The sequence below is a fragment of the Methylobacterium sp. Leaf102 genome, from assembly GCF_001422425.1.
Classification (GTDB): domain Bacteria; phylum Pseudomonadota; class Alphaproteobacteria; order Rhizobiales; family Beijerinckiaceae; genus Methylobacterium.
Window position 1 is genome coordinate 245,663 of sequence record NZ_LMMX01000001.1, and the last position, 25,583, is coordinate 271,245.

Genomic DNA, 25,583 nt, shown 5'->3' on the forward strand with positions numbered 1-25,583 from the left:
CGATGATGATCCGACCCCGCCCGCCGGACCATCGTCGGGTCCGGCGGGCGGGGCAAGGCGGGCGCGGCCCGTTACTGGGTCACGGCCGTCGTGGCGAAGGTCTGGTTGCCCGCGCCGGTGCAGGCCCACAGGCCCGTGGTGGCGCCGACCTGCGTCGTCGCGCCGAGGACATCGAGGCAAAGATTCGCCGCGACCGACAGGTAGGCGCTCCCGTTCCCCTGTGCCCGCGTCGCCCAGGTCTGGTTCGCACCGCCGTGGCAACCCCACTGGTAGACCCGGCTGCCGTTGGCGAGGGGTGTCGCGAGGCTCGCATCGAGACACTTGCCGGTGGCGGCGTTGACGAGGGCCGACCCGCCGTTGACGGCTCTCGGCCTCCAGCTCTGCTCGGCCTTGCCGGAGCAGGGCTGCTGCGAGACGACGGCGCCGTCGCTCACATCCCCGGCCGGCACCGCGAGGCACAGGCCGGAATTGGCGACCCTCAGGGCACCGCCGCTGGTCTGGGTCCCGGTGGTCGGCGTGCCGCCTCCGGTCGTGCCACCGCCCGTCGTGCCGCCCGTCGCGGTCGTGGGACTGGTGAAGGTCTGGTTGCCGCCGCCGTTGCACGCCCACACCACCGTTCCGGCACCGGCCTGCGTGGTGGCGCCGAAGACGTCGAGGCAGAGGTTGGCCGCCACCGAGACGTAGGCGTTGCCGCCGCCCTGGGCCCGCGGGGTCCACGCCTGGTTCGTGCCGCCGTGGCAACCCCACTGGTGGACCCGGCTGCCGTTGACGAGGGGTGTCGACAGGCTCGCATCGAGGCACTTGCCGGTGGCGGCGTTGACGAATGCGGACCCGCCGTTGACGGCCTGGATCTTCCAGGTCTGCTCGGCCTTGCCGGAGCAGGGCTGCTGGGTGATGGGCGCGCCGTCACTGGCGTCACCGGCCGGGATGGCGAGACACAGGCCGGAATTCGCCGCCTTGAGCGGGCCGCCCCCACCGGTGCCGAGGCCCCCGGTTCCCCCGCCGGTGTCGGTGCCCGGATTGGCACCGGTGCCGCCGGTGCCGGTGCCAGTCCCCGTGCCGCCCCCGCCGGCCGTGGTGCCGCCGCCGGCCGTGCCGGTTCCCCCGGCGGTCGCCGGGGTGCCGACGATGGGTGCCGCGGATTGCGGCGGTGCGGCGACGGCGCCGAGGGCGACGATCACGCCCGGCGAGGGCACGCCCTTCTCGTCGATGGCGACGAGCTGATAGTAGCCCGGCGGCGCGATCGCCGTGTTGGGGGGTGTCTGCAGGGTGACGGTCCCGTTGGTCTGAGTGAAGCTCGCCGGGTAGCGGCGCTGCGTGGTGTTGAAGCTGTGCGTGACCTGGCTCAGGCCGATCAGCACCACCTGCGCGACCCCGTTCGGCGAGGCGAGTTCGAACTGCATCGCCTGGCCGTGCTGCAGGCGGTTGGTGCTCAGGCTGATGATCTGCGGCCGCGGCGCGAGGGCCGCCCGGCCGCCGACCGTGGTGAACAGGTAGGGCGGATAGAAGAATTCCGCGTTCTGGTTGTCGACGGGGCCCGGAGCGCCGCCGCCGGCGATGAGCAGGGCGCCGTTCTGCATCAGGATCGCGGTGGAGTGGTATCCGCGATAGACCGCCCCGGACGCGCCCACCGACCAGCGGCCGGTCTTCGGGTCCCAGAACTCGGAGGCCAGAACCACGTCGCCGCCGCCGCGGTCGTTCCACTTGCTGCCGCCCGTCACGGCCACGATCCCGTTGGGCAGGATCGTCGCGTTGGCCCAGGCGCGCCCGGTGCTCATGGGCGCAGCGTCGGTGGCCACGGGAGCCGCCCCGTTGATATCGATGAGGGAGGCGCGGCTGCTCGCGAGGAACCCGTTGCCGTTGTCGTAGCTGTTGCCGCCGACCTGGAGGATCTTGCCGGGCTCGTACATCACCGCCGTCGAGGAGGGGCCGACGTTCGGCGCATCCGCCGCCGTGCCGGCGTTCCGCTGCGCTTCGCGGAACGGCATGGTGGTGACGGCCCCGTTCCCCGCCGGATCGAGGGTCCACATCCGCTCGGAAGAGATGCCGAAGATCCGCCCGTTGGGGGCGACCCAGGCACGCGGATACCAGAAGCGGCCGAAATCGGGGCCGAACGCCTCGCGGCTCGTGGCGCCGAACAGGCTGCGCCAGGCCCCTCCATCGTAGACCTCCGGGGTCATGCCGGTCATCCAGCCGCGGTCGATGCTCCCCTGCGGATCGGCGTAACCGCCGAGATACGGGTACGAACCGCCCATGATGATCTGCTGCCCGTTCGGCAGGGTCAGCATGGTGGAATAGTAGCGATCGTTGGCGAGCCGCGCCCCGGCGGCCGTCACGGTGTTGGCCGTGATGTTGAGGATGGCGCTGCCCTTGTCGTTGCCGGCCTCGAAGATGCCGCCCGAGATCAGGAGCGAGCCGTCGGCCTGGAAGGCATCAGTGGCGCAGAAGCTGTTGACGCCGCCCGGCCCCCGCAGGGTGAGGTGGCTCTCCCGCGCGAGGCCGCGGTAGGGGTCCCAGATGTCGAAGGTCCGGCCGTCCTGCACGCCGGGATTGCCGCCGGCGGTGCCGAAGGAGACGACCTTGCCGCTCGGCAGCAGGCCGAGGTGGATCGCGTTCATCGGCCAGTCGCGCACGCCCGACCACATCCCGGCGGTCGGTGCGTTGTCGGGGATCGCCAGGCCGGCGAGGAGCGGGTCCGCCACCGGGTTGACGACGACGCCGAAGCGGGCCGCCTGCGCCGGTTGCAGCACGAAGCTCGCCAGGATGGTGGCGGAAAGGAGCGAGGTCCTGCGGGCGCAGGCCCGGTCTCGAACCGCGTCCAGGGTCGGTGTCGTCACGAAGATCTCCTCGGCAGGTTGGATGACGATGGGCGCCGGTCCCCGTCGCGGGGACCGGTGTCGCATCGGGGGGAACCGAACGGGCAGGACCCCGGCGCGCCGGGGCGGGAGCCGATCAGAAGGGGGCGGCGTCGGGGGCGACGCGCGGCGGGCGGCCGATGCCGTCCGCGAAGGTGTCGAGCAGGGCCGCATCGCGCAGGAGGCGGTCCCCGTCGACGCTGTCCCCCGCGTAGGTCATGGCGATCCGGCCGCGCCGGTCGAAGGCGAGGATCGTCGGGGGCGGTTCGGGCAGGGACGCGGCCGGGTAGTGCAGCCGGGCTGCCAGCGCCGCCGTTCCGGCCGCGTCGCCCGTGCGGAAGCGCAAGGGGGTTTCCCGGCCGACGAGGCCGTCCGCGAAGGCGCGCAGGCGTCCGGCGTCGTCGCCGGCCGGATCGGTGCCGATGGCCAGGAAGGCGACGCGGGTCCGCAGGGCCTCGGGGAGCGCGCGGGCGGCCTTGTCGAAGTCGCGGGTTCGGACGACGCACCCGATGGTGCAGCCGGCGCTGACGAAGGACACGAACACCACTCGGTCGTGCAGCGGGTTCTCGCCGTCGCGCGCGGTCCCCCGGGGCGGCAGATCGGCGGACCAGTTCAGCAGGGTCTCGAGGTCGCTGGGCGCGGGCTCGGCGCGAACGGAGCCGAGCGGCGTCGCCAGCGCAAGGGCGGCCAGGGCCGCCAGGACTCGAGCCGCCAGGACTCGGGCGTTCCGGACGCCCGCTCCGCGCGTCCGTCTGCTTTGGTCGCGCGCAGCGACGAAGTCGACGCCCGGCCGTCGAGTCGATGTTCCCAACCCTGCGGTGCGCGAGACATGGCCCAAGTCAGCGCAGTCGACGGCGGTGTTCGTGTGAACTCTAGTTGTGCGGAAAATCGAAACCATCGTTGCCTGCACCGAATAACGTGTCGCTCGTTCTCCTCTTAATTGACGGAGAGAAATGAAAAAACCGTGCCCCGCCTTGCTTGATCAAATGTAAAGACGCTCTTCCGCGTGGCTAGCGCACCCCATAGCTAACGCAACAAGTACAGGCCGACGCAGATCAGGGGGCTGTACGGGGGCTGTACGGGATCGAACGACGGGTGGGACGAAGCCGGCCCCGGCCAAACGAAAAGGGCCGGGGAAACCCCCAGCCCTTCCGGTCGATCGCTCTTAGAGAAAGGCCCGGACCGAACGGCGCTTCGCCCTTCGGTCCGAACCTGCGCCGATGTTACTGGCGCGGGCCCTGGGTGTTTCCGGCCGCACCGAGGCCAACGCCGGTGTTGGAGCTCGCACCGGTGCCGCCACCCATGTTGCCGGCGCCGCCCGCAGCCCCCGGGGCACCGCCGACGGTGCCGGTGGTGTCGCCCGTGGCCGAGCCCGTCGCGCGCTCGTTCATCTTCTCTCCGTTGCTCTTCACGCTCCCGGGATTGTTCATGTTGCCGGTGGCGCTTCCGCCGCCGGCCGGGGTCTGAGCGAACGCCGCTCCGGTGAGCGACAGGGCGAGGGTGGCGGCGAGGGCGAGTGTCGTCGTGCGCATGGTGCGTTCCATCCAATGTGTTCGTCTTGGATTGGCAACGCAGTCGGCGCAATGTCGTTCAATACGCCAAAAAAATAGTCTGCCGCTGCCAGTGTTCTGTGCGACCGGCAAACGTCTTTCTCGGTGAAAGATCGCGTTATGCGTGAGGAAACCTCGTTCCGCACGCACCGAACCGGCCACCCATCGCAGGGTCGCACCGGCGAAAGCTTGGCCGTACTGCTCCGCGCTCGGGGGAGCGGACGATGGTCAGACATCGGCCGGTTCCGGGAGCCTGGCCTCGACCGGCACGACGAGCCCGCCGACCACCGGCCCGAGCAGGGTCTCGACGGCGCCGTCGATCCGCGCCGCGATGCCGTCCGCCTGGAGGGCCGCCCGCACCAGGGCGCGGGCCTTCTGGAACGGAAGGTCGTGCACGAGCGCGACCCCGTCGGCCACGGCCTCGGCGGTCTCAGCATACCGCGCCAGTTCGGCGTGGAGGGGCAGGCGCGCGTCGAAGAGCGGGATCGGCAGGGTGAACATGAGCTTGTCGAAATCGCGGGCGCCCTGCTCGCCCCGGCTCTGGAGATGCGCGATCCGCCGACGCACCGCCTCGCTGTTGAGCAGGGCGAGGAGGTAGAGGCCCTCGGCCCGGCTCTCCACGGCCGCCCAGTAGAGCTTGTGATCGATGATCTCGTCACCGTCGAGGAGGCAGGCCGCCGGGCGGGTGCCGGCCTTCGCGAAGACCACCCGCAGGGGGGCGATGGGAAACTGGACGGTGAGCTTTCGGTTATGGTCCCATTGCTGCTTGAGGGTCATGGTGCCGGCGCTCTTCCCGGTCCATGCCGCTTCGGCCTCGCGCAGCCAGGCGGCGGCGCGCGGCGCGCCCGCTCCGGCCGCCTGACGCGCATCGAGGAGGACGCCGTCCGCCACCGGGATCACGCCCTCGGCCGGGTCCAGGGCGCGGAACGGGGCGATGGTCGCCCCGAGGTGGACGCGGCGGAGGTAGCGCGCCTCGATGGCGCCCTGCTGTCCCGGATGGTCGCGCCAGGGCATCTTTTCCAGGGACGAGCGGCGGCTCCGCACCAGGGGCGCGCCCGGATTGGCGCCGAGCCGGCCCACGGGCACGCGCTCGACGAGGCAGAGCACACGGGGGACCAGGGAAGCCCCCTGGCGGAAGCGGTCGCGGTAGGGCGAGACGGCGGCGAAGTTCGCCGCTTCCGGCGCCGGTGCGTCGCGCAGGACGAGGTGGCGGTCGGCCAGGGCCTCGGGCGCATCCTTCGACGGCAGGCGGCCGGCGAAGGCGGTGACCCGCGCCGGCGTCGCCCGGGCCCGGCCGTTGGTGACCTCGGCGAACAGCACGCAGGTGGGGACTCGGAAGACCGGCGCGACCGCCTGGTTGTCGAGCACCCAACCCTCCGTGAAGGCGACGGTGAGGCCGGTCCAGTCCCCGGTGCGGAAGGCGCGAAACTGGCCCCGGCTCAGGGCCGCCAGGGGCAGAACCATGGCGACGCGCCCGCCGGCCCGGTGTCCCGCCGGGCGGCGGGCATAGAGCTCGGCGGCGCGGGCGAAGAACAGGCCGGAGAGATCGGTCTGGGTGACGAGGCGGGCCTCGTCGGGCCCGACCCAGAGACCGAGGCGCCGGGCGGTGTCGCGGAACAGGCACTGCATCGGCCGGGCCATGTACCGATAGGACAGCCAGGGCGGGTTGCCGATGACCACGTCCACCCGCGCGCCGTCCGAGAGCGCCACGGGCCGGCTGAGGTTGCGCGCGACGAACCCCCAGACGTGGTCGCGCCCGGCCCGGCGCAGGCGGTCGTAGGTGACGTAGGTCGCCCGCAGGGTCTCGACCTGCCCGGGCGGCACGCCGAGGCCGGGCAGGCTCGCCACGAAGGCCTCGACCCGCCAGCCGGCCTCGCTCGCCGCGTGCAGGGCGGTGACCACCCGGTCGAACAGGGCCGGGTCGGCACACAGATCGAGGGGAAAGCGCAGGAGCGGCGCCCCCTTGCGGCCCTCGCGGGGATCGCGCGGCACCTCGACGACGAGGTCGCGCATCAGGCCGTCGCGGGTGACGTTCCATTGCAGGGCGTCGCCGAGATAGACCGGGAGCGAGATGTCGCCGGACCGGGCCGGCAGGGCCTCGCCGAGGGCCAGGAGATAGGTCACCCGGGCGAAGATCACCGCGACGGGATGGACGTCGAACCCCGTCACCGAAGCGCAGCAGCGTGCCGCCACGGCGCCGGGCTCGACGCCCGCGGCCAGCAGGGCCTCGCGCTTGAGGCGCACGGCGTGGAACAGGAAGCTGCCCGAGCCGCAGGCCGGATCGAGGCAGCTCTGGTCCGCCGGCGCGTCGAGGGCGCGGCGCACGACCTTCCGGGCGAGCCAGTCGGGTGTGTAGTATTCGCCGAGATCGTGGCGCTGCTCGGGATCGATGAGGGATTCGTAGAGAACCTTGAGGAGATCGACGTCGACGCTGCCGAGATCGAACCGGGCGGCATGGGCCGCAAGGCCCGCCACGATGGCCTCGCCCCCCGGCGCGTCGAGGACCCAGCCGAAGAAGTCGGTCTCGACGGCGCCGTGGACGCCGGCTTCCCGGAACTGCCGCCCGGAGAGGAGATCGGCCGGGGTGTAGCGGCCCGACCCCATAGTGCCGGCCGCGATGGCTTTGGCGAGAATCACCAGGTAGGTGTGCTGGAGCCACAGGGTGCTGTCGTCGATGGTTCGGCCGTAGACGATCCCGAGGTGGCGCGACCACAGCTGGCGCTTGAGCACGGCCTCCGGGTGGCGCTCCAGGGCGTCCCAGGCCGCGGCGAGGAGGCCGAGGGTCCGCGCGAAGGCGGCGCTCTCGCGCCCGAGCTCGCCGGTGATGCCGATGGCGTCGGCGGGCAGCCAGTCGCGCACGGCGATGACGCCCTCGAGCCAGGCGACGAGGCGGGCCGCCTCGGCCACGCGCACGTCGTGGCCGGTGAGCGCCACCAGGACGCCGTCGCGCATCTCGTAGGCGGTGAAGGTGGCGCCGTCCGTGGCGAGGCCGACGTAGCGCTGGCCCGTCGCCCGCTCGCGCTCGGGCAGGTAGCGGGCGAGCTGCGCCTCCGCGGCGGGCCGCTCCCGGCGCAGGTCCGCCTTGATCTCGATGATCGTACGCCCGAGGAGGGCGTCCACGCGCCCGTTGACCTCAGGTATCTTTCGCTCGAACGCGATCTGCTCGCTGCGAGCGCCGAGCGCATCGGTGAGGAGCCGGTGCAGGAGGGCCCGAACCTTCTCGTGACCCGGGCGGCTCGTCAGTTCCGCCACGATGGCGGCGAGGATGTCTGCGTCGATCGGCATCGGCTGTCCCGCTGAAGGCACGGGGCAGTATCGTTACCTCAGGTTGTTTTTCCAAGAGGCCATTCGGGGAAGAGCGGCGCCGATCGCAGCGAATGCACCGTTGTTTTCGAAGCCACCGACGGGGCGGCCGGGGTGTTCGCGGACCTCGTGGGGCGCCACGTCGGGATCGGCCGGATCGGCGACCTCATCCGCACCCTCGCGGGCCGGACCGACCTGGTGAGGCTGACCATCGCCATCGCGGCGGCGCGGGCGGGGAAGCCGGGCGCGGCCTCTGCATGGTGGCGGGCGAAATGAAGGTCCTGTCGACCCGGGCGAGCCAGGCCGGCGCCGAGATCGCGGGGCGGATCGATCACCTGCGCCCGGGTGCTACCCGCGCGCCGGAATGCCTGTCGCGGGATGCGGGCTGAGATCGTGACGGTGCAGGACACGGCAAGCGACCTCCTGCTGGTGAGCGGCGCGCACCAGATGGCCACCGGCCGGATTGCCGCCGGGGTCGGCCAAGTCCCCGCCCCCCGGGGTGCGGCGACGCAGCACCGCGACTCGGTGCGGACCACCACGGACGCGGCCTTGGCCCAGCCGCATGCTCTCTGGGGAACTTGGGGGCAATTGTGGGATCAGGAGCGGGCGCTGGGCGAGGCGATGCGGGCGCTTGGCGGGACGACGGGATAAGGGACAGCGCACGACCCTCGTGATGGCGCGCCTTCAACGCCGCATCCGAGACATATTCATTAAGTTCATCGAGATCGACGCCCTACCCCAGCCACGCCAGACGGCCATCGCGTTCTTGCACACGAAGCAGAGGGGGACGCGAATGCAAGGGACCAGGACTGCGCTACGCCTGTTCAGTGAACGAAGCATCGAGATCGGAGCAAAGCTCAATCATGCCGCCACCGGCCAACATTTTGATCATGTTTATATCGTCGAGCACGGCCATGATTGGTCTTGCGCCAGTGACCGTCCAGGCTCGAAACATCGATCTCGATTTCTACCGATTGACTCCCGGAATGGAGGCGAAGGACGTCAGCGCAATTCTTGGAGAACCGCTGCCGAAAAGCTGTCATGCCAAAGGCAACGAACTGGCATTCGAAAGCGAGAGAGGAGCCTATAAGATCTATTTGGATTCGCATGGTCATTTTTTTAGAATGACTTGGCAGCAGAAGCGCCCAGCCCCCCTCATGACTGAGGATGCGTTCCGCACCCTGGCCGAGTTGCATAAATGCGGTGCCGGAAAGTCATTCGAGATCGAAAAGAACACCGGGATGTTCAGGAGCGGAACAGACCCCATGACTCCGGAAAAGACGCACGAAGGGTTTACCGCGAAATTTCAGGGACATGACCACATACAGCTAATCTTATCACTCAGTCGTCATAGCAAAAATGAATATCACCTTTCGTGTTTTAGACTTAAGAAAGCCAGCAGAGCCAGATTCGAAGATTCTTGCAACCGCGACATGATGCCCTGCCCATCGCCTTCACCTTTTCAATTTCTCAGGGGATTGCGATTCTAGATAATTCTTTCGGAGTGTCGTGTCCGCGTTTCGCGACGAGGCAGAACACGGGAACCGGACATTCGGACCTTCCAAAAATTCGATATCGGCAGAGGGGCTGGATTGCACGCCTCCGGCACAGCCCTCCGGGTTGGGGTTCGCTCAGCGCCCCCCGGAATGGCAACGCCACCGACCGACACCGATCCGCTTCCGGTAGGAGGGGAAACCTGCGCCAGAGCAAGAGCGGCCCCTGCCTACAGCGTGGACGAGCCCGGATGGATGCGGACCGGAGAGGAAAGCTTCAATCGTCCATCTTCAAAGCCGCGATGAACGCCTCCTGCGGAATCTCGACCTTGCCGAACTGGCGCATCTTCTTCTTGCCCTCCTTCTGCTTGTCGAGGAGCTTGCGCTTGCGCGAGATGTCGCCGCCGTAGCACTTGGCCGTCACGTCCTTGGACAGGGCCTTGATGGTCTCGCGGGCGATGATCTTGCCCCCCAACGCCGCCTGGACCGGGATCTGGAACAGGTGGCGGGGGATGAGGTCCTTCAGCTTCTCGCACATGGCCCGGCCGCGATGCTCGGCGCGGGTGCGGTGGACCAGCATCGAGAGGGCGTCGACGGGCTCGGCGTTGACCAGGATCGACATCTTCACCAGATCCCCCTCGCGGTAGTCGGAGATGTGGTAGTCGAACGAGGCGTAGCCCTTCGAGATCGACTTCAGTCGATCGTAGAAGTCGAACACCACCTCGTTGAGCGGCAGATCGTACACCACCATGGCGCGCTTGCCGACGTAGTTGAGGTCGACCTGGGCGCCGCGCCGGTCCTGGCACAGCTTCAGCACGCCGCCGAGATGCTCGTCGGGCGTGAGGATGGTGGCGCGGATCCACGGCTCCTCGATGGCGGTGATCTTCATCACGTCCGGCATGTCGGCCGGGTTGTGCAGCTCCTTGATCGACCCGTCCGTCATCTGCAGGCGGTAGACCACGGAGGGCGCCGTGGAGATGAGGTCGAGGTTGAACTCGCGTTCCAGGCGCTCCTGGATGATCTCGAGGTGGAGCAGGCCGAGGAAGCCGCAGCGGAAGCCGAAGCCGAGCGCCGCGCTCGTCTCCATTTCATACGAGAAGGACGCATCGTTGAGGCGCAGCTTGCTCATGGCGCTGCGCAGGGTCTCGAACTCGGCGGCGTCCACGGGGAACAGACCGCAGAACACCACCGACTGCACGTCCTTGAAGCCCGCCAGCATCTCCTTGCAGGGGCGCTTGTCCTCGGTGAGCGTGTCGCCCACGCGGGTGTCTGCGACCTCCTTGATCGACCCGGTGAAGAACCCGACCTCGCCGGGGCCGAGCTCGCCGATATCGGCCATCTTGGGCCGGAACACCCCGATCTTGTCGACGCCGTGCACGGCGTCGGCCCGCATCATGCGGATGTTCATGCCCTTCTTCAGCACGCCGTCGACGATGCGGACCAACACCACGACGCCGAGATAGACGTCGTACCAGCTGTCCACCAGGAGCGCCTTCAGGGGCGCGTCGCGGTCGCCCTTGGGCGGCGGCAGGCGGGTGACGATCGCCTCCAGCACCGCCTCGATGTTCAGCCCGCTCTTGGCCGAGATCGCCACCGCCTCGGAGGCGTCGATGCCGATCACCTCCTCGATCTGGGCGCGGATGCGCTCGGGCTCGGCGGCCGGCAGGTCGATCTTGTTGAGGACGGGGACGATCTCGTGGTTGGCGTCCAGCGCCTGGTAGACGTTGGCGAGGGTCTGCGCCTCGACGCCCTGGGACGCGTCCACCACCAGCAGCGAGCCCTCGCAGGCGGCCAACGATCTTGAGACCTCGTACGCGAAATCCACGTGGCCGGGGGTGTCCATCAGGTTGAGGATGTAGGTCTTGCCGTCCTGGGCCTTGTATTCGAGGCGCACGGTCTGCGCCTTGATGGTGATGCCGCGCTCCTTCTCGATGTCCATGGAGTCGAGCATCTGCTCGCTCATGTCGCGCAGGGCCACGGTGCCGGTGGTCTGGATCAGCCGGTCGGCCAGCGTCGACTTGCCGTGGTCGATATGCGCCACGATGGAGAAGTTGCGGATGTTGTCGATGGGGGACGTGGTCATCGAGGGTGCGATCTCCGGCGCGGCGCGGCGCGTCGTCTGAGGACGAACCCGGCGCACGGTCATAAGGGCTGAGAAAACTGGAACGCCGCAGATAGCAGTGCGGGCCCCTTGCGCCAAGCGCGGGGGAGCGGCCGCGATGGATCGGGCGGCCGGGGGCCGCGGCCTTTCGCACCCCTGCCGCGAGGGCGAGCCACCGCAAACGGGACGCGCGCGACCCGACCTTGCGGCCGAGCTTGATTTCCCGATGCTCCCGGTGTCACGCCCATCCCCGGCGTCTCGTCGGGCGCTCCCGATCCGCGCAGCCGAGGCCGAAGGAGGATCCCGATGGACAGCGCCGGTTCCCTCCCCGACGCAGGTCACGTCCTCCTCGTCGAGGACGATGACGGCATGCGCCTGCTGGTGACCCGCTGCCTGCGCGAGAGCGGCTACCGCGTCACCGGCTGCCGGAGCGGCGCCGAGATGTGGCTGCTGCTGCCGGAGGGGGGCGTCGACCTGATTCTCCTGGACGTGATGCTGCCCGGCGCCTCGGGCCTCGATCTCCTGCGCGCGCTGCGCTCCCGCTCTCGGGTGCCCGTGATCATGGTCAGCGCGCGGGGCGAGGAGGCCGACCGCGTCCTGGGCCTGGAACTCGGCGCCGACGACTACATCGCCAAGCCGTTCGGGCGCCCCGAGCTTCTCGCCCGGGTCCGGGCCGTGCTGCGGCGCTCCGTTCTGGCACCGGCTCCCTCTGCCGCACGCGCCAGCGAGATCCTCACCTTCGCGGGTTGGCGGCTCGATCTGCGCAGCCGGGCGCTCGTCGATCCGGAGGGCGCCGGCGTCGACCTCTCGGGCGCGGAATACGACCTCCTCCTGGTGTTCCTCGACCATCCCGGGCGCGTCCTCGGCCGCGAGCAGATCCTCGAACTCTCGCGTGCCCGCCTCGGCTCGCCGTCCGACCGCAGCGTCGACACCCTGGTCAGCCGGCTCCGGCGAAAGCTCGATCCACCCGAGGGCGGCGTGCCGGTGATCAAGACGGTGCGGGGCTCGGGTTACATGCTGGCGGCGCAGGTCGCGCGCGCATGAGGCGCTGGCGCGTCCTGGCGCGAAGCCTGGAGGTCCGGACGGTCGCCGTCCTGCTCGTGGCCATCCTGGCGGTCCATGGCGGTGCCGTGCTGCTCTACCGCCAGTCGGCCGCGGCGGCGGCGGACGAGGCCTTCGCGAGCCAGACCGCCACGCATCTCGCCCTGGCCCGCGAGGCCGTGATGCGACGGCCGCCCGCCGAGCGGGACGCCGAGGCGAAGGCCCTGTCCAATCTGCATTTCGAGATCGGGTGGTCACAAGCCACCGCGCCGGCCGGGGCGCGGAACGATCCGGCCCTCTTCGCCCTGAGCGAGCGCCTGCGGGCGTTCGACCCGAGCCTCGGCCCCGGCCTCTCCCTGGCGATGGAGGGCGGCGACCCGCTGCACGCGAACGATCTCGCCGGCAGCCTCGTGTTGCCGGACGGAACGACGCTGACCTTCCGGTCCGCCCATGCGCCGAGCCTGGCCCTGCGGAATCCCTGGGCGTTCCTCGCGACCGCCATGGCCATCCTCGTCGGGCTCGCGGCGGTGATCCTGATGCACGGGATCGCCGGTCCGCTTCGCACGCTGACGCGCCTGACCGGGCTGATCGGTCACGGGCAAGTGGTTGCCGTGCCCGAGGCGGGCCCCGACGAAACCCGCGCGATCGCGCGCGCCCTCAACGGCATGCAGGGGCGGATTCAAGGCCTCCTCACCGAGCGGACCCAGGCGCTCGCCGCCGTCTCCCACGACCTGCGCACGCCGATCGGGCGCTTGCGCCTTCGCCTCGACGGCCTCGCCGACGCCGCCGAACGCCGGGCGATGGCGTCCGACCTCGACGACATGCTGGCGATGATCGACTCGACCCTGGCCTATCTGCGCGGCGACGCCGACCCGGAGGCGCGCCGCGTCACCAACGTCGCCAGCCTCCTGATGAGCATCGCCGATGCGGGACAGGATGCCGGGCACGCCGTCCGCTACGACGGGCCGGGCCGCGCCCTCGCGGTCGTCCGCCCGGTCGCGCTGCGGCGGGCTCTGGACAACGTCGTCGACAACGCCGTGCGCTACGGAGGTCGGGCCGACCTTCGTCTCGCCCTGGAGGCCGCGACCCTCGTCCTGTGGGTCGAGGACGAGGGCCCCGGCATCGCGCCCGAAGCGGTCGGCCTCGCCTTCGCGCCCTTCACCCGCCTGGAGAACTCCCGGAATCGGAACACCGGGGGGACCGGGCTTGGGCTCACCATCGCCCGGCGCGTGATCGAGGGCGAGGCCGGGAGCATCGACCTCGAAAACCGGGCCGGCGGCGGCCTACGGGTTTGCATCCGCCTGCCCCGCCCGGCGGGTTGACCGGGCCGGACTCCTCGGGCGCGGGCATCGCGAAGGGATCGCACGGACCGGGTCCGGCACACTTCGTCACGAAGCCGGCATCCGGCAGTCGAACAGCCTCGCTATCTCCATCCTCGACGCGGCCGATGGGGCTGCGAGACACGAGGACAACGGCATGACACGCACCACGCTCAGCTTGCTCTCCCTGGCCATCATGGCCGCGCTCGCCGGCCCGGCCTCCGCCATCGACGGCCACGGCAACGCCGCCAACCCGTCGCAGGCCGTCCCGAACACCGGCAGCGTCTCGGGCGGCCCGGCCCACCGCGACGACCCGCACGTTAGCGAGAACCGCGAGGTGACCCGCGACGGCAAGCCGGTGCATTCCGCCAATGACGGGCACGCCCACGGCCACACCCGCGACAAGAAGTAGGCCACCGGAGCGGCATCTGCGCGGCGAGCCCCGACGCGCAGATGCCTTCGGACTTACGCTCCTGCGAATCGGTCCGGAGCCGCGCTCACTCGGTCTTGGGGGCCGCCCCCGCGCGCGCCTCGGCCGCCATGGTGACCAGGATCTTGCGCAGGCCCCCCATCTCACGGATGGGCGCCGGGAACAGGACCCGTGCGGTCCGGTCTCCCGTCAGCAGGTCCATGCCCTCGGGATCGAGGCCCGTGAGGCGCCAGGGCCCGGGCTCGGCGCCGGTGCCGGTGGCGTAGAGCGCCAGGGCGTCGGCATGGTCGGCGTTCATGTGCTCGACGGCGCCGGCCTCGCCCGCCACCAGGCCGTCGGCGCCCGTGAGGTCGAGGCGCAGTTCGCCCGCCGTCAGCACCGCCGCCTTGGCGAACCCGCCGTTGAGGTGGCCGGCCTTCGGCTCCAGAGCGAAAAATCCGAAATCGGGGAAATCCGCGTAGAGCTTCGCCTTCGGGTGCCGGGCGATGAAACGGGCGCGGGCCCGCGGCTCGGCCGTCTGCGCCACCCGCCCGGTCACCGTGAGGCGCGGATGGGCCAGGGGGTCGCCCTTGCCGCCGGCGCTGAACAGCAGGGAGGCGCGCGGATCGGCCAGCAGGTTGCGGGTGTGGGCCGAGAGCCGCGACAGCAGCATCAGGGGCGTGCCGTCCACGTCGGTGGCGATGGTCACCAGGGAGACGAACGGCGTGCCGTCCTCCGGATCGAGGGTGGCGAGGGCCCCCGATCGGATCGTGCGCAGCAGGTGGCGGGCGAGACCGATGGCGTCGAACGGCGCCTCCGCGGCCGGCAGCGGCACCGCCGGCCCACGCCGCGCGGGCGTGTTGTCCCCGGTCTTCTCGCCAGCGTCCGCCATGGTCTCGTCCCCGTCTCGGCTCTCGTTCAGACACGCGATGATAGCGGTGGCACGGTCCGGTTTGCGAGGTGGAGAGAGTGCGGCCCGTTGGCCTCAGTCAAGCGCCAATCCAACACGGCTCGCTTTTTCGGAAGGGAGCCTTTACACAGCCTGACTCTCCGCGCGAATGCGGCCTCGCCCCTCGGGGCCCGGCCGCCAGCGCGTTTTTCGCCGGCTCCGGTGTGTTCGGGGTGGGATGCGGGGATGCGGGCGAACCTTCGGCCGCGAGGACCGCATCCGAGCAGTAGGGAACGCGCATGCCCACCATCGCCCTCGTGGACGACGACAGAAACATCCTCACCTCCGTCTCCATCGCGTTGGAGACCGAGGGCTACCGCATCCAGACCTACACGGATGGCGCCTCGGCGCTGGACGGCCTGAAGCATTCCCCGCCCGATCTCGCGATCTTCGACATCAAGATGCCGCGTATGGACGGGATGGAGCTTCTCAGGCGTCTGCGGCAGAAATCCGACCTTCCGGTGATCTTCCTCACCTCGAAGGACGAGGAGATCGACGAATTGTTCGGCCTCAAGATGGGCGCCGACGACTTCATCCATAAGCCGTTCTCGCAGCGCCTCCTCGTCGAGCGCGTGAAAGCGGTCCTGCGCCGCTTCGCCCCGAAGGACGGCCCCGGTGCCGCCGCCCGCGAGGCCGACGCCGCCGCCCGCTCCCTCGAGCGCGGCCTCCTGATGATGGACCCGGAGCGCCACACCTGCACGTGGAAGGGCGAGCCCGTGACCCTGACGGTCACCGAATTCCTCATCCTGCAGGCGCTGGCCCACCGCCCCGGCGTCGTGAAGAGCCGCAACGCCCTCATGGACGCCGCCTACGACGACCAGGTCTACGTCGACGACCGCACCATCGACAGCCACATCAAGCGCCTGCGCAAGAAGTTCAAGGTCACCGACACAAGCTTCGACATGATCGAGACGCTCTACGGCGTCGGCTACCGCTTCAAGGAAGGCTGAGACCGGCCCGGCACCGGGCGGCTCGCCGCCCCCCTTCCGCAATCCCACCGAACCGGACAGACGTGGCCACCACAGATCAAGCCGAAGACCGTCCCCTCCGTCTGGTGGAGTGGCCCCGCGCCCTGTGGAACGCCATCGGCCAGAGGGCCTCGTCGAGCCTGACGCGACGGATCGTCGTGCTCAACCTCGTGGGGCTCTTCGCCCTCCTGTTCGGCTTCCTCTACCTCAACCAGTTCCGCCAGGGGCTGATCCAGGCGCGGGTGCAGAGCCTGCTGATCCAGGGGGAGATCATCGCCGGCGCCATCGCGGCCTCGGCCTCGGCCTCCGGGGATACGGGCGCGATCCGCATCGACCCCGACAAGCTCCTGGAACTCCAGGCCGGCGAGGCGGAGGAGGCCCCCTCGCCCCTGGCCTTCTCCCTGAACCCGGAGCGCGTGGCCCCGCTCCTGCGCCGCCTCATCACCCCGACGGGCAACCGCGCCAGGGTCTACGACGGCGACGGCGGCCTGCTGTTCGATTCCCGCACCCTGTCGGCAAGGGGTGAGATCGGGCGGGGCGAGATCGGGCGCGGCGAGTCCGTCCTGCGCGAGAGCAAGCGCACCACCCTGGAACAGGCGTTCGACTTCGTTCAGACCCGCATCCTCGGCGGGCAACGCGCGGTGCCGGCCGAGGAGGTCGGCCCCACCAGCGGGCACGGCCTCAAAGAGGTGCAGGTGGCGCTGGGCGGCTCGCGCGGCACCATCGTGCGCCGCAACGAGGTCGGAGAGACCATCGTGTCCGTGGCGGTGCCGATCCAGCGCGGCACGTCCGTGCGCGGCGCCCTGCTGCTCTCGACGCAAGGGGGCGACATCGACCGCGTCATCGCCTCGGAGCGCTTCGGCCTGCTTCAGGTGTTCCTGGTGGCGGCGGCCGTGATGCTGGTCCTGTCGATCCTGCTCGCCGGCGCCATCGCGGGGCCGGTGCGCCGCCTCGCCGACGCCGCCGAGAAGGTGCGCCTCGGCATCAAGTCGCGCGAGGAAATCCCCGACTTCACCGGGCGCACGGACGAGATCGGCCACCTCTCGGGTGCCTTGCGCGACATGACCCAGGCCCTCTACCGGCGCATCGACGCCATCGAGAGCTTCGCGGCCGACGTCTCCCACGAGTTGAAGAACCCCCTGACCTCGCTGCGCAGCGCCGTCGAGACCCTGCCGCTGGCCAAATCCGACGAGTCCAAGGCGCGCCTGCTCCAGATCATCCAGCACGACGTGAAGCGCCTCGACCGGCTGATCTCCGACATCTCCGACGCCTCGCGCCTCGACGCCGAGCTCGCCCGCGCCGAGGCCCGCAAGGTCGACATGCACAAGCTCATGACCACCGTGGTCTCGGTGGCCAACGAGCGCCGACGCCCGAAGGACGCGGTGATCCTGTTCGACGTCGCCGTGCCGCCCGGCGAGGTCGAGGCGCCGTTCGCGATCTTCGGCCACGATTCGCGCCTGGGTCAGGTGGTGAACAACCTCCTCGACAACGCCCGCTCGTTCTCGCCCCCCGACGCCAAGGTGCGGGTGGCCCTGCGCCGGGTCCGGGCCGACGTGGAGCTGGTGGTGGAGGACGAGGGTCCGGGCATCCCCGAGCACGCCCTGGAGCGCATCTTCGAGCGCTTCTACACCGACCGGCCCGAGCAGGGCTTCGGCCAGAATTCGGGCCTCGGTCTCTCGATTTCGCGCCAGATCGTCCAGGCGCACCGGGGCACCATCCGGGCCGAGAACCGCCCCGGCCCGGCGGACGAGGACGGCGAGCCGACGGTGCGCGGCGCCCGCTTCATCGTGCGCCTGCCGGCGGTGCGCTGAGCCGCGCGTTGGACGGGGAGACGATCCACGCCACCGGCCTCGCCCTCCGGGGCGCGGGCGTGATCGTCCGGGGCGCGTCGGGATCGGGCAAATCGACCCTCGCCCTGCTGCTCCTCGACCGGGCGGCCGCCCTCACCCTGCCGGCGGCCCTCATCGGCGACGACCGCATCCGGCTCGCCCGCGACGGCGACACCCTCCTGGCCCGGCGGCATCCGGCGCTCGGCGACGGGATCGAGGTGCGGGGCCTCGGCCTGTGCCAGGCCGTGGCGGTGACGGAGGCCCCGGTCCGCCTCGTGGTCGACCTCGTGGCGCGCCAACCGCGCCTGCCGGAGCCCGCGGCCCCGGCCCGGCTCCTCGGCCTCGCGCTCCCGCGCCTGGTCCTCGACCGGCGGCACCTGCGCTCCGGCCTCGGCCCCCGCCTCGTCCTCGACGCCCTGGCGGAGCTCGGGATCGGAGCCCCCGGGGCGATCCTTCGGATGCCGAGGCCAAGCGAACCGTAGCGCGGGGGCCACCATCGTGGCATGATCATGACGTTCGGGCCTACAAAACGTCGCGATCACCTTGCGCTCGACCTTGCGCTGCACAAGATGGCGGCTCCGCTCACAGGGCGTTGGAATCCGCGTCGATGATTGGAATGGTGCTCGTCACCCACGGGCTGCTCGCGACGGAGTTCAAGGCTGCCCTTGAACACGTGGTCGGGCCGCAGAAGCAGATCGAGACCATCACGATCGGGCCCGAGGACGACATGGAATTGCGGCGGCTCGACATCATGACCGCCGTCGGCCGGGTGAACTCCGGCAAGGGCGTCGTCGTGCTCACGGACATGTTCGGCGGCACGCCCTCGAACCTCGCCCTGTCGTGTATGAACGGCGGTCAGGTCGAGGTGGTGGCGGGCATCAACCTGCCCATGCTGATCAAGCTCGCCAGCGTGCGCGACGCCGAACCCCTCGGCGACGCGGTGCTCCACGCCCAGGAGGCGGGCCGCAAGTACATCAATGTCGCCTCGCGGGTCCTGGCGGGCAAGTAGGCCGAGCACGGGTCGAGGCCGATTCGAACATCGGCTTGCCTTCCTAACGCCTTCACAAGGGCCTACAGGCCATCGTGACGGATCCGGTGCCGGCCAACGGGGCGCGGCGGATCGGGAATGGCGACCAAGCGCATGATCGACGACGAGGATTCCGACGCGGCCCTTCCCCCCGTCCCCGAGGGCGGCCTGCTGCGGGTGCTGCCCATCGTCAATCGGCGCGGCCTGCACGCCCGAGCCTCCGCGAAGTTCGTCCAGACCGTCGAGCGCTACGACGCCGTCGTCACCGTCACCCGCTCGGGCGAGACCGTGGGCGGGCGCTCCATCATGGGCCTGCTCACCCTCGGCGCCGCCCAGGGCACCACCATCGCGGTGGTGGTCTCCGGCCCGGACGCGGATGCCAGCCTCCAGGCCATCACCGACCTCCTGGCGAACAAGTTCGGCGAGGACGAGTAGGCGCCGCCGGCGCTTGGTCCTCACGAGTAGGCGCCTGCGGTGGCTTCCCCCTCAAGCCGACCGGTCGAGGCGCCCGCGCCCCGCCATGCCCTCGGCCGCGCGCCGCCAGACCACCGCCCGCGGGCCGGTTCCGAGGATCAGGCTGGCGGCGACGACTTGGCCGTCCCGGTGGGTGAGGTCGACGGCGCATTGACGGCGCTCGGCGAACAGGCGCGTCACCACCCGGACCAGGGTCGCCTCGCACGGGTCGCCGATGATCGGCGCCGCCGCATGGTCGGCATCGAGGCCCAAGAATTCTTCCACGGCGTCGCGGATGCGGTGCGGCTCGGCGATGCGCTCCCGCACCGACGCGCCGGCTCCGCCGACAGCGAGGATGTGGTGCGCCGGGATCCGCACGGCCTCCGCCACCGGCCGAAGGGCCGGACCGACGGTCGTCGGACCCGTGGAAGCGAGGTCGAGGCTGGCGCCGCGGCGCAGGGCCCCGAGGCGTTCCACCAACGCGGCGCGGATCACCCCGGCGAACCGGGGGTCGAGGGCCGGGGCGCCCGCGTGCCCGTGCGGCTGCCAGACGGCGAACCGCCCCTTGCCCCAGACCGGATGCGGCACCGTGAGGGGGATCGCGGCATGGAGCGTACGCCGCACGCCCTCCCCGGCCGAGACCAGGGCGACCGTCACCGTGCGTCCGTCGGAAAGGTGCCGGGCCGCGGTCAGGAGATAATCGGGATCGGAGAAGACCGGGTCCGCCGCGCCCGTCCGGGTCAGGAGGGCGCGCCAGCCCGCCACGGCCTCGGGCGCGACCTCTCCCGGCCGGCACAGATCGACCTGCCAGGGTCCGGCCTCGGGTGCCATGCCCGCCCCGCCCATGATCACCGTGAAGCGCCGTTTCACCATTTCGCACCGATCCCACGCGGCGTCCCGTTTCGGGACGAACCGGCACCCCGCAGGGCGCCCTTTGGTCGATCGCTCCAAGATCGATGCCGTGCGGATGTGCCCCGGATCGGGCCGCGGGGCCTCAGCCGCCCGGGATCGCCAGGGGGTTGTCGGTCAGCGCGGTCATGTCGGGCGCGTCGATGCGCGGGCGGCCGAGGAAGGCGTCCCACAGGCCGGTGACGAAGGCCGGGTCGAGGTCGCGCACGATGAGGACGAGGCGCGAGCGCCGGTCGTCGTCGGGCCAGGCGTCGAGGTGCACGGGGGCGTGGACGATGTGCTGCACGCCGTGCACCACCACGGGGTTGTCCGGCGCGTCGGAGAGGGCCACCAGCCCCTTGAGGCGCAGGAGCTTGGGGCCGTGGGCCGAGCGCACGAGGTCGAGGAACATCTCGAACCGGGCGCGCGGCACCGGCACGTCGTGGGTCAGGGTGAAGGCCCGGATCGCCGCGTCGTGCCGGTTCACGTCGTGATGACGATGGCCGTGCCCGTGGTCGTGCGCGTGATCATGGTGGTGGTGCGCCGCCACGGCCTCCACCCCGAGCCACGCGGCCACATCGGCGCTCTTGCCGGCGAGGCCGAAGAAGCCGCCGAGAAGGTCGGCCGGGGCGACGTCGGCGCCGTCGATGGGGGCGGCCGGGTTGAGGGCACGCAGGCGGGCGACGAGGGCGTCGGTGCCTCCCTCCGCCAGGTCCGCCTTGGTCAGCACCAGCCGGTCGGCCACCGCCGCCTGCCGGACGGCCTCCGGGTGCGCGTCGAGGGTCGCGTCGCCGTTGACCGCGTCCACCACCGTGACGACGCCCTGCAGGCGGTACCGGATCACCAGGTAGGGATGGTAGATCAGGGCGTGGAGGATCGGGGCCGGGTCGGCGAGGCCCGTGGTCTCGATGACCACGCGGCGGAACGGCGGGATGCGGCCGTTGTCGCGCTTGCGCAGCAGGTCTTCGAGGGTGGCGATGAGGTCGCCCCGCACGGTGCAGCACAGGCAGCCGGCGCCGAGGAGGATCATGTCCTCGTCCACCGTCTCGATGAGGAGATGGTCGAGGCCGATCTCGCCGAACTCGTTGACGATCACCACGGTGTCGGCGAGCGCGGGATCCCGCAGCATCCGATTGAGCAGGGTGGTCTTGCCGGCCCCGAGGAAGCCCGTGAGAACTGTCAGGGGGATCGGCGCGGGCGCGCGCGGATCGGTGGGCGAGAGGACGGAAGCGGGGGATGCAGTCATGGGGATGGCCTAACCCGGCGCGCGCCGGGGCTCAATCGCCCCGATACCGAGGCTCGACCGCTCCGATGCCGGGGCTTGGCCCCAGCCGTGGGGGAAGCCCCCGGCGTTACTCGTCGTCGCCGGCCTTCGCCGGGCGGGCCGCCTGCTTCGGCTTGACGACCGGCTTGGTCGCTGGCTTGGCGACCGGCTTGATCTCGACCTTCGCCTCGGGCTTGCCCCCCTTCGGCGCCGTCTTCCCGGCGGGGGTGGTCACCTTGAGCTTCGGCGCGCCCTCCAAGATCGGCGTCGACTCGACGGGGGCGTAGGCGCTCGCCGTCGACGGGACGGTGGACTTGCCGCGCGCCAAGGCCTTCTTCGATTCGGGCGTCTTGCCGTTGACCTTCTTGGCATCGGGGTGCTTCGGGTCCGATTTCGCTTGCGCCTGACGGGCCTCCTTCGCCGCCTCGCGGCGGGCCGCGAGGGTGTCGAGGCGGGCCTTGCGGGCGGCGGACTGCGTCTGGGCGCGCTCGGCCTTGTCGGCTTCCGCCTGGGCGTTGAGGACGATGGCGCCCTCGGCCGGATTGCGGCCGATCCACACGGGAATAGGCTGGAGCGGGGCGCGGGCCGGCAGGGCGCGGCCCCGCATGGCGCCGTTGTTGAGGGTGGCGAGGGCCAGGGCCGAACCGGGGAGCGCCGCCGCGGCGAGGATCTGGGCGTTGGAGCTGTCGGTGTTGCCCGCGATGGCGCCCGGGCCCTCGTCCACCGGCATGGGCTTCTTCCGGTCGCAGATGTAGGGGCGCAGGTCCGGCGGCTCGGCGATGGCGGAGGTCGGCAGGGCATCGAGGGTCTGGGCCGTCCAGCCGGCGGACTGGCCGAAGCCGTAATCGAACAGGTCGGAGGCCTTGAGGTCGCGCTCGCGGGCGCTCGGCTGGCCCATGACCACGGTGATGAGGCGGCGCCCGTTGCGGGTGGCGCTCGACACCACGTTGAACCCACCCGCGCAGATGAAGCCGGTCTTCATGCCGTCGGCCCCGGCGTAGCGCCCGAGCAGGCCGTTGTGGTTGGCCATGATCGACTTGCCGAACTGGATCGCCGAGATGGAGAACAGACCGCGATTGTCGGGAAAGTCGCGGATGAGCGCGCGACCGAGGATCGCCATGTCGCGGGCCGTGGTCCATTGCCGGGCGTCGGGCAGGCCGTTGGGGTTGGTCCACCGGCTCTCGCGCATGCCGATGCGCTGGGCGGTCTCGTTCATCATCGCGGAGAAGCCGTCGATGGAGCCGCCGAGATTCTCGCCGATGGCCCAGGCGACGTCGTTGGCCGACTTCACCATGATGATCTTCAGGGCGTTGTCGAGGGTGAGCTGCGTGCCCGGCCGGAAGCCCATCTTCGAGGGCGGCTCGGCGGCGGCGGCGGGCGAGATGGTGAGGAGCGAATCCAGCGAGACCTTGCCCTGGCGCACGAGGTCGAGGGCGACGTAGACGGTCATCAGCTTGGTGATGGAGGCGGGAAACCACGGGTCGGTGGCACCCTGCGCGTAGATCACCTTGCCGGAATCCACCTCGACGACGAGGATCGGCGCGGTCACCGCGCCGGCGGAACTCGCACCGAGCAGTCCCACGCACGCCGTGAAACCAAAGGCGAGACGCCTCAACAACGGGTTCGACATCGGGCCTGTCTCGGAAAGGTCCAGTCCGGCTCGATGGACATCGAACCCGGCGGACATGTTGGGGGCAACGGCAAAGCTCGGGCGAGGGTCCCCGCCATTCGGATGCCACCAACCCGGCCTCCGTGGCGAGAGCATGGCGAAGGGTTTCGCAGCGCACAGGCCAGCCGCGCTCGCGTGGATGGGCTGGGTGTTTTCCATGAAGCAGGCGCAGCGATCGTGAGGCCGACGGCCGGCCCGTCTTCCCGCGATACGGCATCCGCGCGGTTCGGTGTGGCCTCGCGGGCGCGGCGGGCCTATGTGCAGGGCCTCATTCGGGAACATCGGGCGCGGCGCTTGGCGAGGGGCGCCCCGGAACAGCATGGCTTACGCGGTCAAGGAACTCTTCCACACCCTCCAGGGCGAAGGCGCGCAGGCGGGCCGGGCGGCGGTGTTCTGCCGGTTCACCGGCTGCAACCTGTGGTCCGGCCGCGAGCAGGACCGCGCCGATGCGGCCTGCCGGTTCTGCGACACCGATTTCCTCGGCATGGACGGCGAGGGCGGCGGACGCTTCGCCACGCCGGACGCCCTCGCGGACGCCATCGCGACGACCTGGACCGGCGGGCCGCACCATCGCTACGTGGTGTTCACGGGCGGCGAGCCCCTGCTCCAGCTCGATCCCGCCCTCATCGCGGCGGTGCATGCCCGTGAGTTCGAGATCGCGGTCGAGACCAACGGCACCCTGGCCGCGCCCGAGGGGATCGACTGGATCTGCGTCAGCCCCAAGGCCGGCAATCCCCTGGTGCAGCGCACGGGCCACGAACTCAAGCTCGTCTATCCGCAGGCGGAGGCCGCGGCCGATCCGGCGCATTTCGCGGATCTTCCCTTCCGCCACCATTGGCTCCAGCCCATGGACGGGCCGGCGCGCCGCGCCAATATGCAGGCGGCCGTCGCGTACTGTCGGAGCGACGCGCGCTGGCGGCTCTCGCTCCAGACCCACAAGATCATCGGAATCCCCTAGCGAGCCGTGTAGATTGCGACCCATGAAGATCACCCAAGCCTTCACCTTCGAGGCGGCCCACCGCCTTCCGAACGTGCCCGAGACGCATCGCTGCCACCGCATGCACGGGCATTCCTACCGGGTTGAGCTGACGCTCACCGGCGCCGTCGATCCCGACACCGGCTGGGTGGTGGATTTCTTCGACGTGGAGCACGCCTTCGCCCCCGTGCTGCTGCAGCTCGACCATTACTGCCTCAACGACATCGAAGGCTTGGAGAATCCCACGGCCGAGCACATCGCCGCCTGGATCTGGGCCCGCACCAAGGCGGCCCTGCCGGCCCTGTCCTCGGTGAAGGTCTACGAGACGCCGATGTCCTGGGCGGAATACGAAGGCGAGACCCGGTGAGCCACGACGGCGCCCTGGTCCTGTTCTCGGGCGGCCAGGATTCGGCCACCTGCCTCGCCTGGGCCCTCGACCGCTTCCCCCACGTCGAGACCCTGGGCTTCGACTACGGCCAGCGCCACCGGATCGAACTCGACGGCCGGGCCGCCCTGCGGGACGGCATGACGGCCCTGAACCCGGGCTGGGCGTCCCGCCTCGGCGACGACCACACCCTCGACCTCGCGGCGCTCGGCGCCGTCTCCGACACGGCGCTCACCCGCGACACCGCGATCGCCCTGGCGGCGGACGGCCTGCCCAACACCTTCGTGCCGGGCCGCAATCTGCTGTTCCTCACCTTCGCGGCGGCTTTGGCCTACCGGCGGGGCCTGCGCCACATCGTCGGCGGCATGTGCGAGACGGATTATTCCGGCTACCCCGATTGCCGCGACGACACGATCAAGGCCCTGCAGGTGGCCCTCAACCTCGGCATGGACCGCCGCTTCGTCCTCCACACGCCCCTCATGTGGATCGACAAGGCCGCGACCTGGGCCCTGGCCGAAACCCTCGGGGGCCGGCCCCTGGTCGACCTCGTCGTGGAGGAGAGCCACACCTGCTACCTCGGCGAGCGGGGCGCGCGGCATGATTGGGGCTACGGGTGCGGGACCTGCCCGGCCTGCGACCTGCGGGCGAAGGGGTATCGGGCGTTCGTCGCGGAGCGTGCGTGAGGTTCGCCGGCAGACACGAGGCGACGACGCCTGCCTGCACCTTGTACGCAAGTTGCGTAGGGCATAGGATGTGTCGTGGCGTGTGACGTCGGGATCGTCGTCGATCACGCCAACAGCGACGACCCGATTTTCACGGTCGCGGTGCAGACCCCGCGTGGATCCCTCGACGTCATGGCCGAGGTGACGCTCCTGGGCCGAACTCTTGTGCTGACCGGCCTGCACATCGGTGGCGATCCGGCGGAGCAATGGGGCGCGGCTGCGCTACGGGACATCGTGCAGGGGGTCATGGAGCAGCTGGATGTCGACGAGATCCACATTGTTGGCGGTGTTCGGACCACGGGTGCAAATCCGGGACGAGCCCCCCGTCCGCGAAGGCTCCGCAGAGCGCCTCAGCCTCAAGCGGCGGCCGGACGCTGACCTG

Annotated in this window: 24 protein-coding genes; 15 read left to right on the forward strand and 9 right to left on the reverse strand. The window is 70.6% G+C overall.

The genetic code is table 11. The features are described 5' to 3' along the window. Positions 1-71: 71 nt before the first annotated feature. The 4 genes from ASF27_RS01100 to ASF27_RS01115 form a co-directional block, all read right to left on the reverse strand. Positions 72-2,837: an RICIN domain-containing protein gene (locus ASF27_RS01100; protein WP_056357076.1), complete on the reverse strand. Its 2,766-nt coding sequence runs from the start codon at positions 2,835-2,837 to the stop codon at positions 72-74. Positions 2,838-2,952: 115 nt separating this feature from the next. Continuing rightward, positions 2,953-3,666 carry a hypothetical protein gene (locus ASF27_RS01105; RefSeq protein ID WP_156467416.1) on the reverse strand — a complete coding sequence of 238 codons (714 nt, stop codon included), beginning with the start codon at positions 3,664-3,666 and terminating at the stop codon, positions 2,953-2,955. 412 nt (positions 3,667-4,078) lie between these two features. Next, positions 4,079-4,387, reverse strand: coding sequence for a hypothetical protein (locus ASF27_RS01110; RefSeq protein ID WP_056357814.1), 309 nt, complete (start codon positions 4,385-4,387; stop codon positions 4,079-4,081). A 246-nt stretch (positions 4,388-4,633) separates the two neighbouring features. Next, entirely contained in the window at positions 4,634-7,690 is a 3,057-nt protein-coding gene (locus tag ASF27_RS01115; protein ID WP_056357082.1) for an N-6 DNA methylase, read from the reverse strand. A gap of 132 nt (positions 7,691-7,822) precedes the next feature. On the opposite strand from ASF27_RS01115, the gene ASF27_RS21970 reads away from it, so the two are divergent. From ASF27_RS21970 to ASF27_RS21975, 3 genes are all read left to right on the forward strand, one after another. Continuing rightward, the gene (locus ASF27_RS21970) at positions 7,823-7,984 is read left to right on the forward strand and encodes a hypothetical protein (protein ID WP_156398752.1); all 162 of its coding nucleotides are present in this window, start codon (positions 7,823-7,825) and stop codon (positions 7,982-7,984) included. A 102-nt stretch (positions 7,985-8,086) separates the two neighbouring features. Next, complete coding sequence (locus ASF27_RS01120; RefSeq protein WP_056171895.1) at positions 8,087-8,359, forward strand: hypothetical protein; 273 nt, start codon at positions 8,087-8,089, stop codon at positions 8,357-8,359. Positions 8,360-8,571: 212 nt separating this feature from the next. After that, complete coding sequence (locus ASF27_RS21975; protein WP_156467417.1) at positions 8,572-9,198, forward strand: hypothetical protein; 627 nt, start codon at positions 8,572-8,574, stop codon at positions 9,196-9,198. Between the two features lie 280 nt (positions 9,199-9,478). Here ASF27_RS21975 and lepA read toward each other — a convergent pair whose 3' ends face one another. After that, positions 9,479-11,284, reverse strand: coding sequence for a translation elongation factor 4 (gene lepA / locus ASF27_RS01125; protein ID WP_056357085.1), 1,806 nt, complete (start codon positions 11,282-11,284; stop codon positions 9,479-9,481). A gap of 324 nt (positions 11,285-11,608) precedes the next feature. Between lepA and ASF27_RS01130 the strand changes: the two genes are divergently transcribed. The 3 genes from ASF27_RS01130 to ASF27_RS01140 all read left to right on the forward strand — a co-directional run bounded on the left by ASF27_RS01130 (position 11,609) and on the right by ASF27_RS01140 (position 14,074). Further along, a complete protein-coding gene (locus ASF27_RS01130) occupies positions 11,609-12,346 on the forward strand; it encodes a response regulator transcription factor (protein ID WP_056357089.1) in 738 nt (245 codons plus the stop codon). Next, on the forward strand, positions 12,343-13,665 hold the full coding sequence (locus ASF27_RS01135) for an ATP-binding protein (RefSeq protein ID WP_056357093.1): 1,323 nt from the start codon (positions 12,343-12,345) through the stop codon (positions 13,663-13,665). Before ASF27_RS01130 ends, ASF27_RS01135 begins: the two co-directional genes overlap by 4 nt. A gap of 154 nt (positions 13,666-13,819) precedes the next feature. Then, positions 13,820-14,074, forward strand: coding sequence for a hypothetical protein (locus ASF27_RS01140; RefSeq protein WP_056266110.1), 255 nt, complete (start codon positions 13,820-13,822; stop codon positions 14,072-14,074). An 85-nt stretch (positions 14,075-14,159) separates the two neighbouring features. Here the strand turns inward: ASF27_RS01140 and ASF27_RS01145 are convergent, their stop codons facing one another. Further along, on the reverse strand, positions 14,160-14,963 hold the full coding sequence (locus ASF27_RS01145) for a DUF2470 domain-containing protein (RefSeq protein ID WP_056357096.1): 804 nt from the start codon (positions 14,961-14,963) through the stop codon (positions 14,160-14,162). Between the two features lie 296 nt (positions 14,964-15,259). Here ASF27_RS01145 and ASF27_RS01150 point away from each other — a divergent pair, with 296 nt between their 5' ends. The 5 genes from ASF27_RS01150 to ASF27_RS01170 all read left to right on the forward strand — a co-directional run bounded on the left by ASF27_RS01150 (position 15,260) and on the right by ASF27_RS01170 (position 19,279). Then, the gene (locus tag ASF27_RS01150) at positions 15,260-15,970 is read left to right on the forward strand and encodes a response regulator transcription factor (protein WP_056171906.1); all 711 of its coding nucleotides are present in this window, start codon (positions 15,260-15,262) and stop codon (positions 15,968-15,970) included. Positions 15,971-16,074: 104 nt separating this feature from the next. Continuing rightward, positions 16,075-17,799 (forward strand): sensor histidine kinase, encoded by a 1,725-nt coding sequence (locus ASF27_RS01155; protein ID WP_244472878.1) that lies wholly within the window; start codon positions 16,075-16,077, stop codon positions 17,797-17,799. Positions 17,800-17,807: 8 nt separating this feature from the next. Further along, positions 17,808-18,299 (forward strand): hypothetical protein, encoded by a 492-nt coding sequence (locus ASF27_RS01160; protein ID WP_156467418.1) that lies wholly within the window; start codon positions 17,808-17,810, stop codon positions 18,297-18,299. 125 nt (positions 18,300-18,424) lie between these two features. Next, complete coding sequence (locus ASF27_RS01165) at positions 18,425-18,826, forward strand: PTS sugar transporter subunit IIA (RefSeq protein WP_056087142.1); 402 nt, start codon at positions 18,425-18,427, stop codon at positions 18,824-18,826. 132 nt (positions 18,827-18,958) lie between these two features. Further along, entirely contained in the window at positions 18,959-19,279 is a 321-nt protein-coding gene (locus ASF27_RS01170) for an HPr family phosphocarrier protein (protein WP_056172198.1), read from the forward strand. Positions 19,280-19,330: 51 nt separating this feature from the next. Here the strand turns inward: ASF27_RS01170 and ASF27_RS01175 are convergent, their stop codons facing one another. From ASF27_RS01175 to ASF27_RS01185, 3 genes are all read right to left on the reverse strand, one after another. Further along, a complete protein-coding gene (locus tag ASF27_RS01175; protein WP_056357099.1) occupies positions 19,331-20,170 on the reverse strand; it encodes a hypothetical protein in 840 nt (279 codons plus the stop codon). A 121-nt stretch (positions 20,171-20,291) separates the two neighbouring features. Further along, positions 20,292-21,431 (reverse strand): GTP-binding protein, encoded by a 1,140-nt coding sequence (locus tag ASF27_RS01180; RefSeq protein WP_056266120.1) that lies wholly within the window; start codon positions 21,429-21,431, stop codon positions 20,292-20,294. Positions 21,432-21,537: 106 nt separating this feature from the next. Continuing rightward, a complete protein-coding gene (locus tag ASF27_RS01185) occupies positions 21,538-23,079 on the reverse strand; it encodes a D-alanyl-D-alanine carboxypeptidase family protein (RefSeq protein WP_056357102.1) in 1,542 nt (513 codons plus the stop codon). A gap of 358 nt (positions 23,080-23,437) precedes the next feature. On the opposite strand from ASF27_RS01185, the gene queE reads away from it, so the two are divergent. The 4 genes from queE to ASF27_RS22800 all read left to right on the forward strand — a co-directional run bounded on the left by queE (position 23,438) and on the right by ASF27_RS22800 (position 25,579). Continuing rightward, on the forward strand, positions 23,438-24,076 hold the full coding sequence (gene queE, locus ASF27_RS01190) for a 7-carboxy-7-deazaguanine synthase (protein WP_056357104.1): 639 nt from the start codon (positions 23,438-23,440) through the stop codon (positions 24,074-24,076). A gap of 22 nt (positions 24,077-24,098) precedes the next feature. Beyond that, complete coding sequence (gene queD / locus ASF27_RS01195; RefSeq protein ID WP_056171917.1) at positions 24,099-24,461, forward strand: 6-carboxytetrahydropterin synthase QueD; 363 nt, start codon at positions 24,099-24,101, stop codon at positions 24,459-24,461. Further along, positions 24,458-25,162: a 7-cyano-7-deazaguanine synthase QueC gene (gene queC, locus ASF27_RS01200; protein WP_082478731.1), complete on the forward strand. Its 705-nt coding sequence runs from the start codon at positions 24,458-24,460 to the stop codon at positions 25,160-25,162. The genes queD and queC overlap by 4 nt, the downstream gene beginning before the upstream one ends. 75 nt (positions 25,163-25,237) lie before the next feature. Further along, a complete protein-coding gene (locus tag ASF27_RS22800) occupies positions 25,238-25,579 on the forward strand; it encodes a hypothetical protein (protein ID WP_056357112.1) in 342 nt (113 codons plus the stop codon). Positions 25,580-25,583: the final 4 nt, after the last annotated feature.

Bases quoted from the DNA above. Each gene is read 5' to 3' on its own strand.
- ASF27_RS01110 (WP_056357814.1), bottom strand. From the start codon at position 4,387: ATGCGCACGACGACACTCGCCCTCGCCGCCACCCTCGCCCTGTCGCTC.
- ASF27_RS01115 (WP_056357082.1), bottom strand. From the start codon at position 7,690: ATGCCGATCGACGCAGACATCCTCGCCGCCATCGTGGCGGAACTGACG.
- ASF27_RS01120 (WP_056171895.1), top strand. From the start codon at position 8,087: ATGCGGGCTGAGATCGTGACGGTGCAGGACACGGCAAGCGACCTCCTG.
- ASF27_RS21975 (WP_156467417.1), top strand. From the start codon at position 8,572: ATGCCGCCACCGGCCAACATTTTGATCATGTTTATATCGTCGAGCACG.
- lepA (WP_056357085.1), bottom strand. From the start codon at position 11,284: ATGACCACGTCCCCCATCGACAACATCCGCAACTTCTCCATCGTGGCG.
- ASF27_RS01130 (WP_056357089.1), top strand. From the start codon at position 11,609: ATGGACAGCGCCGGTTCCCTCCCCGACGCAGGTCACGTCCTCCTCGTC.
- ASF27_RS01135 (WP_056357093.1), top strand. From the start codon at position 12,343: ATGAGGCGCTGGCGCGTCCTGGCGCGAAGCCTGGAGGTCCGGACGGTC.
- ASF27_RS01140 (WP_056266110.1), top strand. From the start codon at position 13,820: ATGACACGCACCACGCTCAGCTTGCTCTCCCTGGCCATCATGGCCGCG.
- ASF27_RS01145 (WP_056357096.1), bottom strand. From the start codon at position 14,963: ATGGCGGACGCTGGCGAGAAGACCGGGGACAACACGCCCGCGCGGCGT.
- ASF27_RS01150 (WP_056171906.1), top strand. From the start codon at position 15,260: ATGCCCACCATCGCCCTCGTGGACGACGACAGAAACATCCTCACCTCC.
- ASF27_RS01165 (WP_056087142.1), top strand. From the start codon at position 18,425: ATGATTGGAATGGTGCTCGTCACCCACGGGCTGCTCGCGACGGAGTTC.
- ASF27_RS01170 (WP_056172198.1), top strand. From the start codon at position 18,959: ATGATCGACGACGAGGATTCCGACGCGGCCCTTCCCCCCGTCCCCGAG.
- ASF27_RS01175 (WP_056357099.1), bottom strand. From the start codon at position 20,170: ATGGTGAAACGGCGCTTCACGGTGATCATGGGCGGGGCGGGCATGGCA.
- ASF27_RS01180 (WP_056266120.1), bottom strand. From the start codon at position 21,431: ATGACTGCATCCCCCGCTTCCGTCCTCTCGCCCACCGATCCGCGCGCG.
- ASF27_RS01185 (WP_056357102.1), bottom strand. From the start codon at position 23,079: ATGTCGAACCCGTTGTTGAGGCGTCTCGCCTTTGGTTTCACGGCGTGC.
- queE (WP_056357104.1), top strand. From the start codon at position 23,438: ATGGCTTACGCGGTCAAGGAACTCTTCCACACCCTCCAGGGCGAAGGC.
- queD (WP_056171917.1), top strand. From the start codon at position 24,099: ATGAAGATCACCCAAGCCTTCACCTTCGAGGCGGCCCACCGCCTTCCG.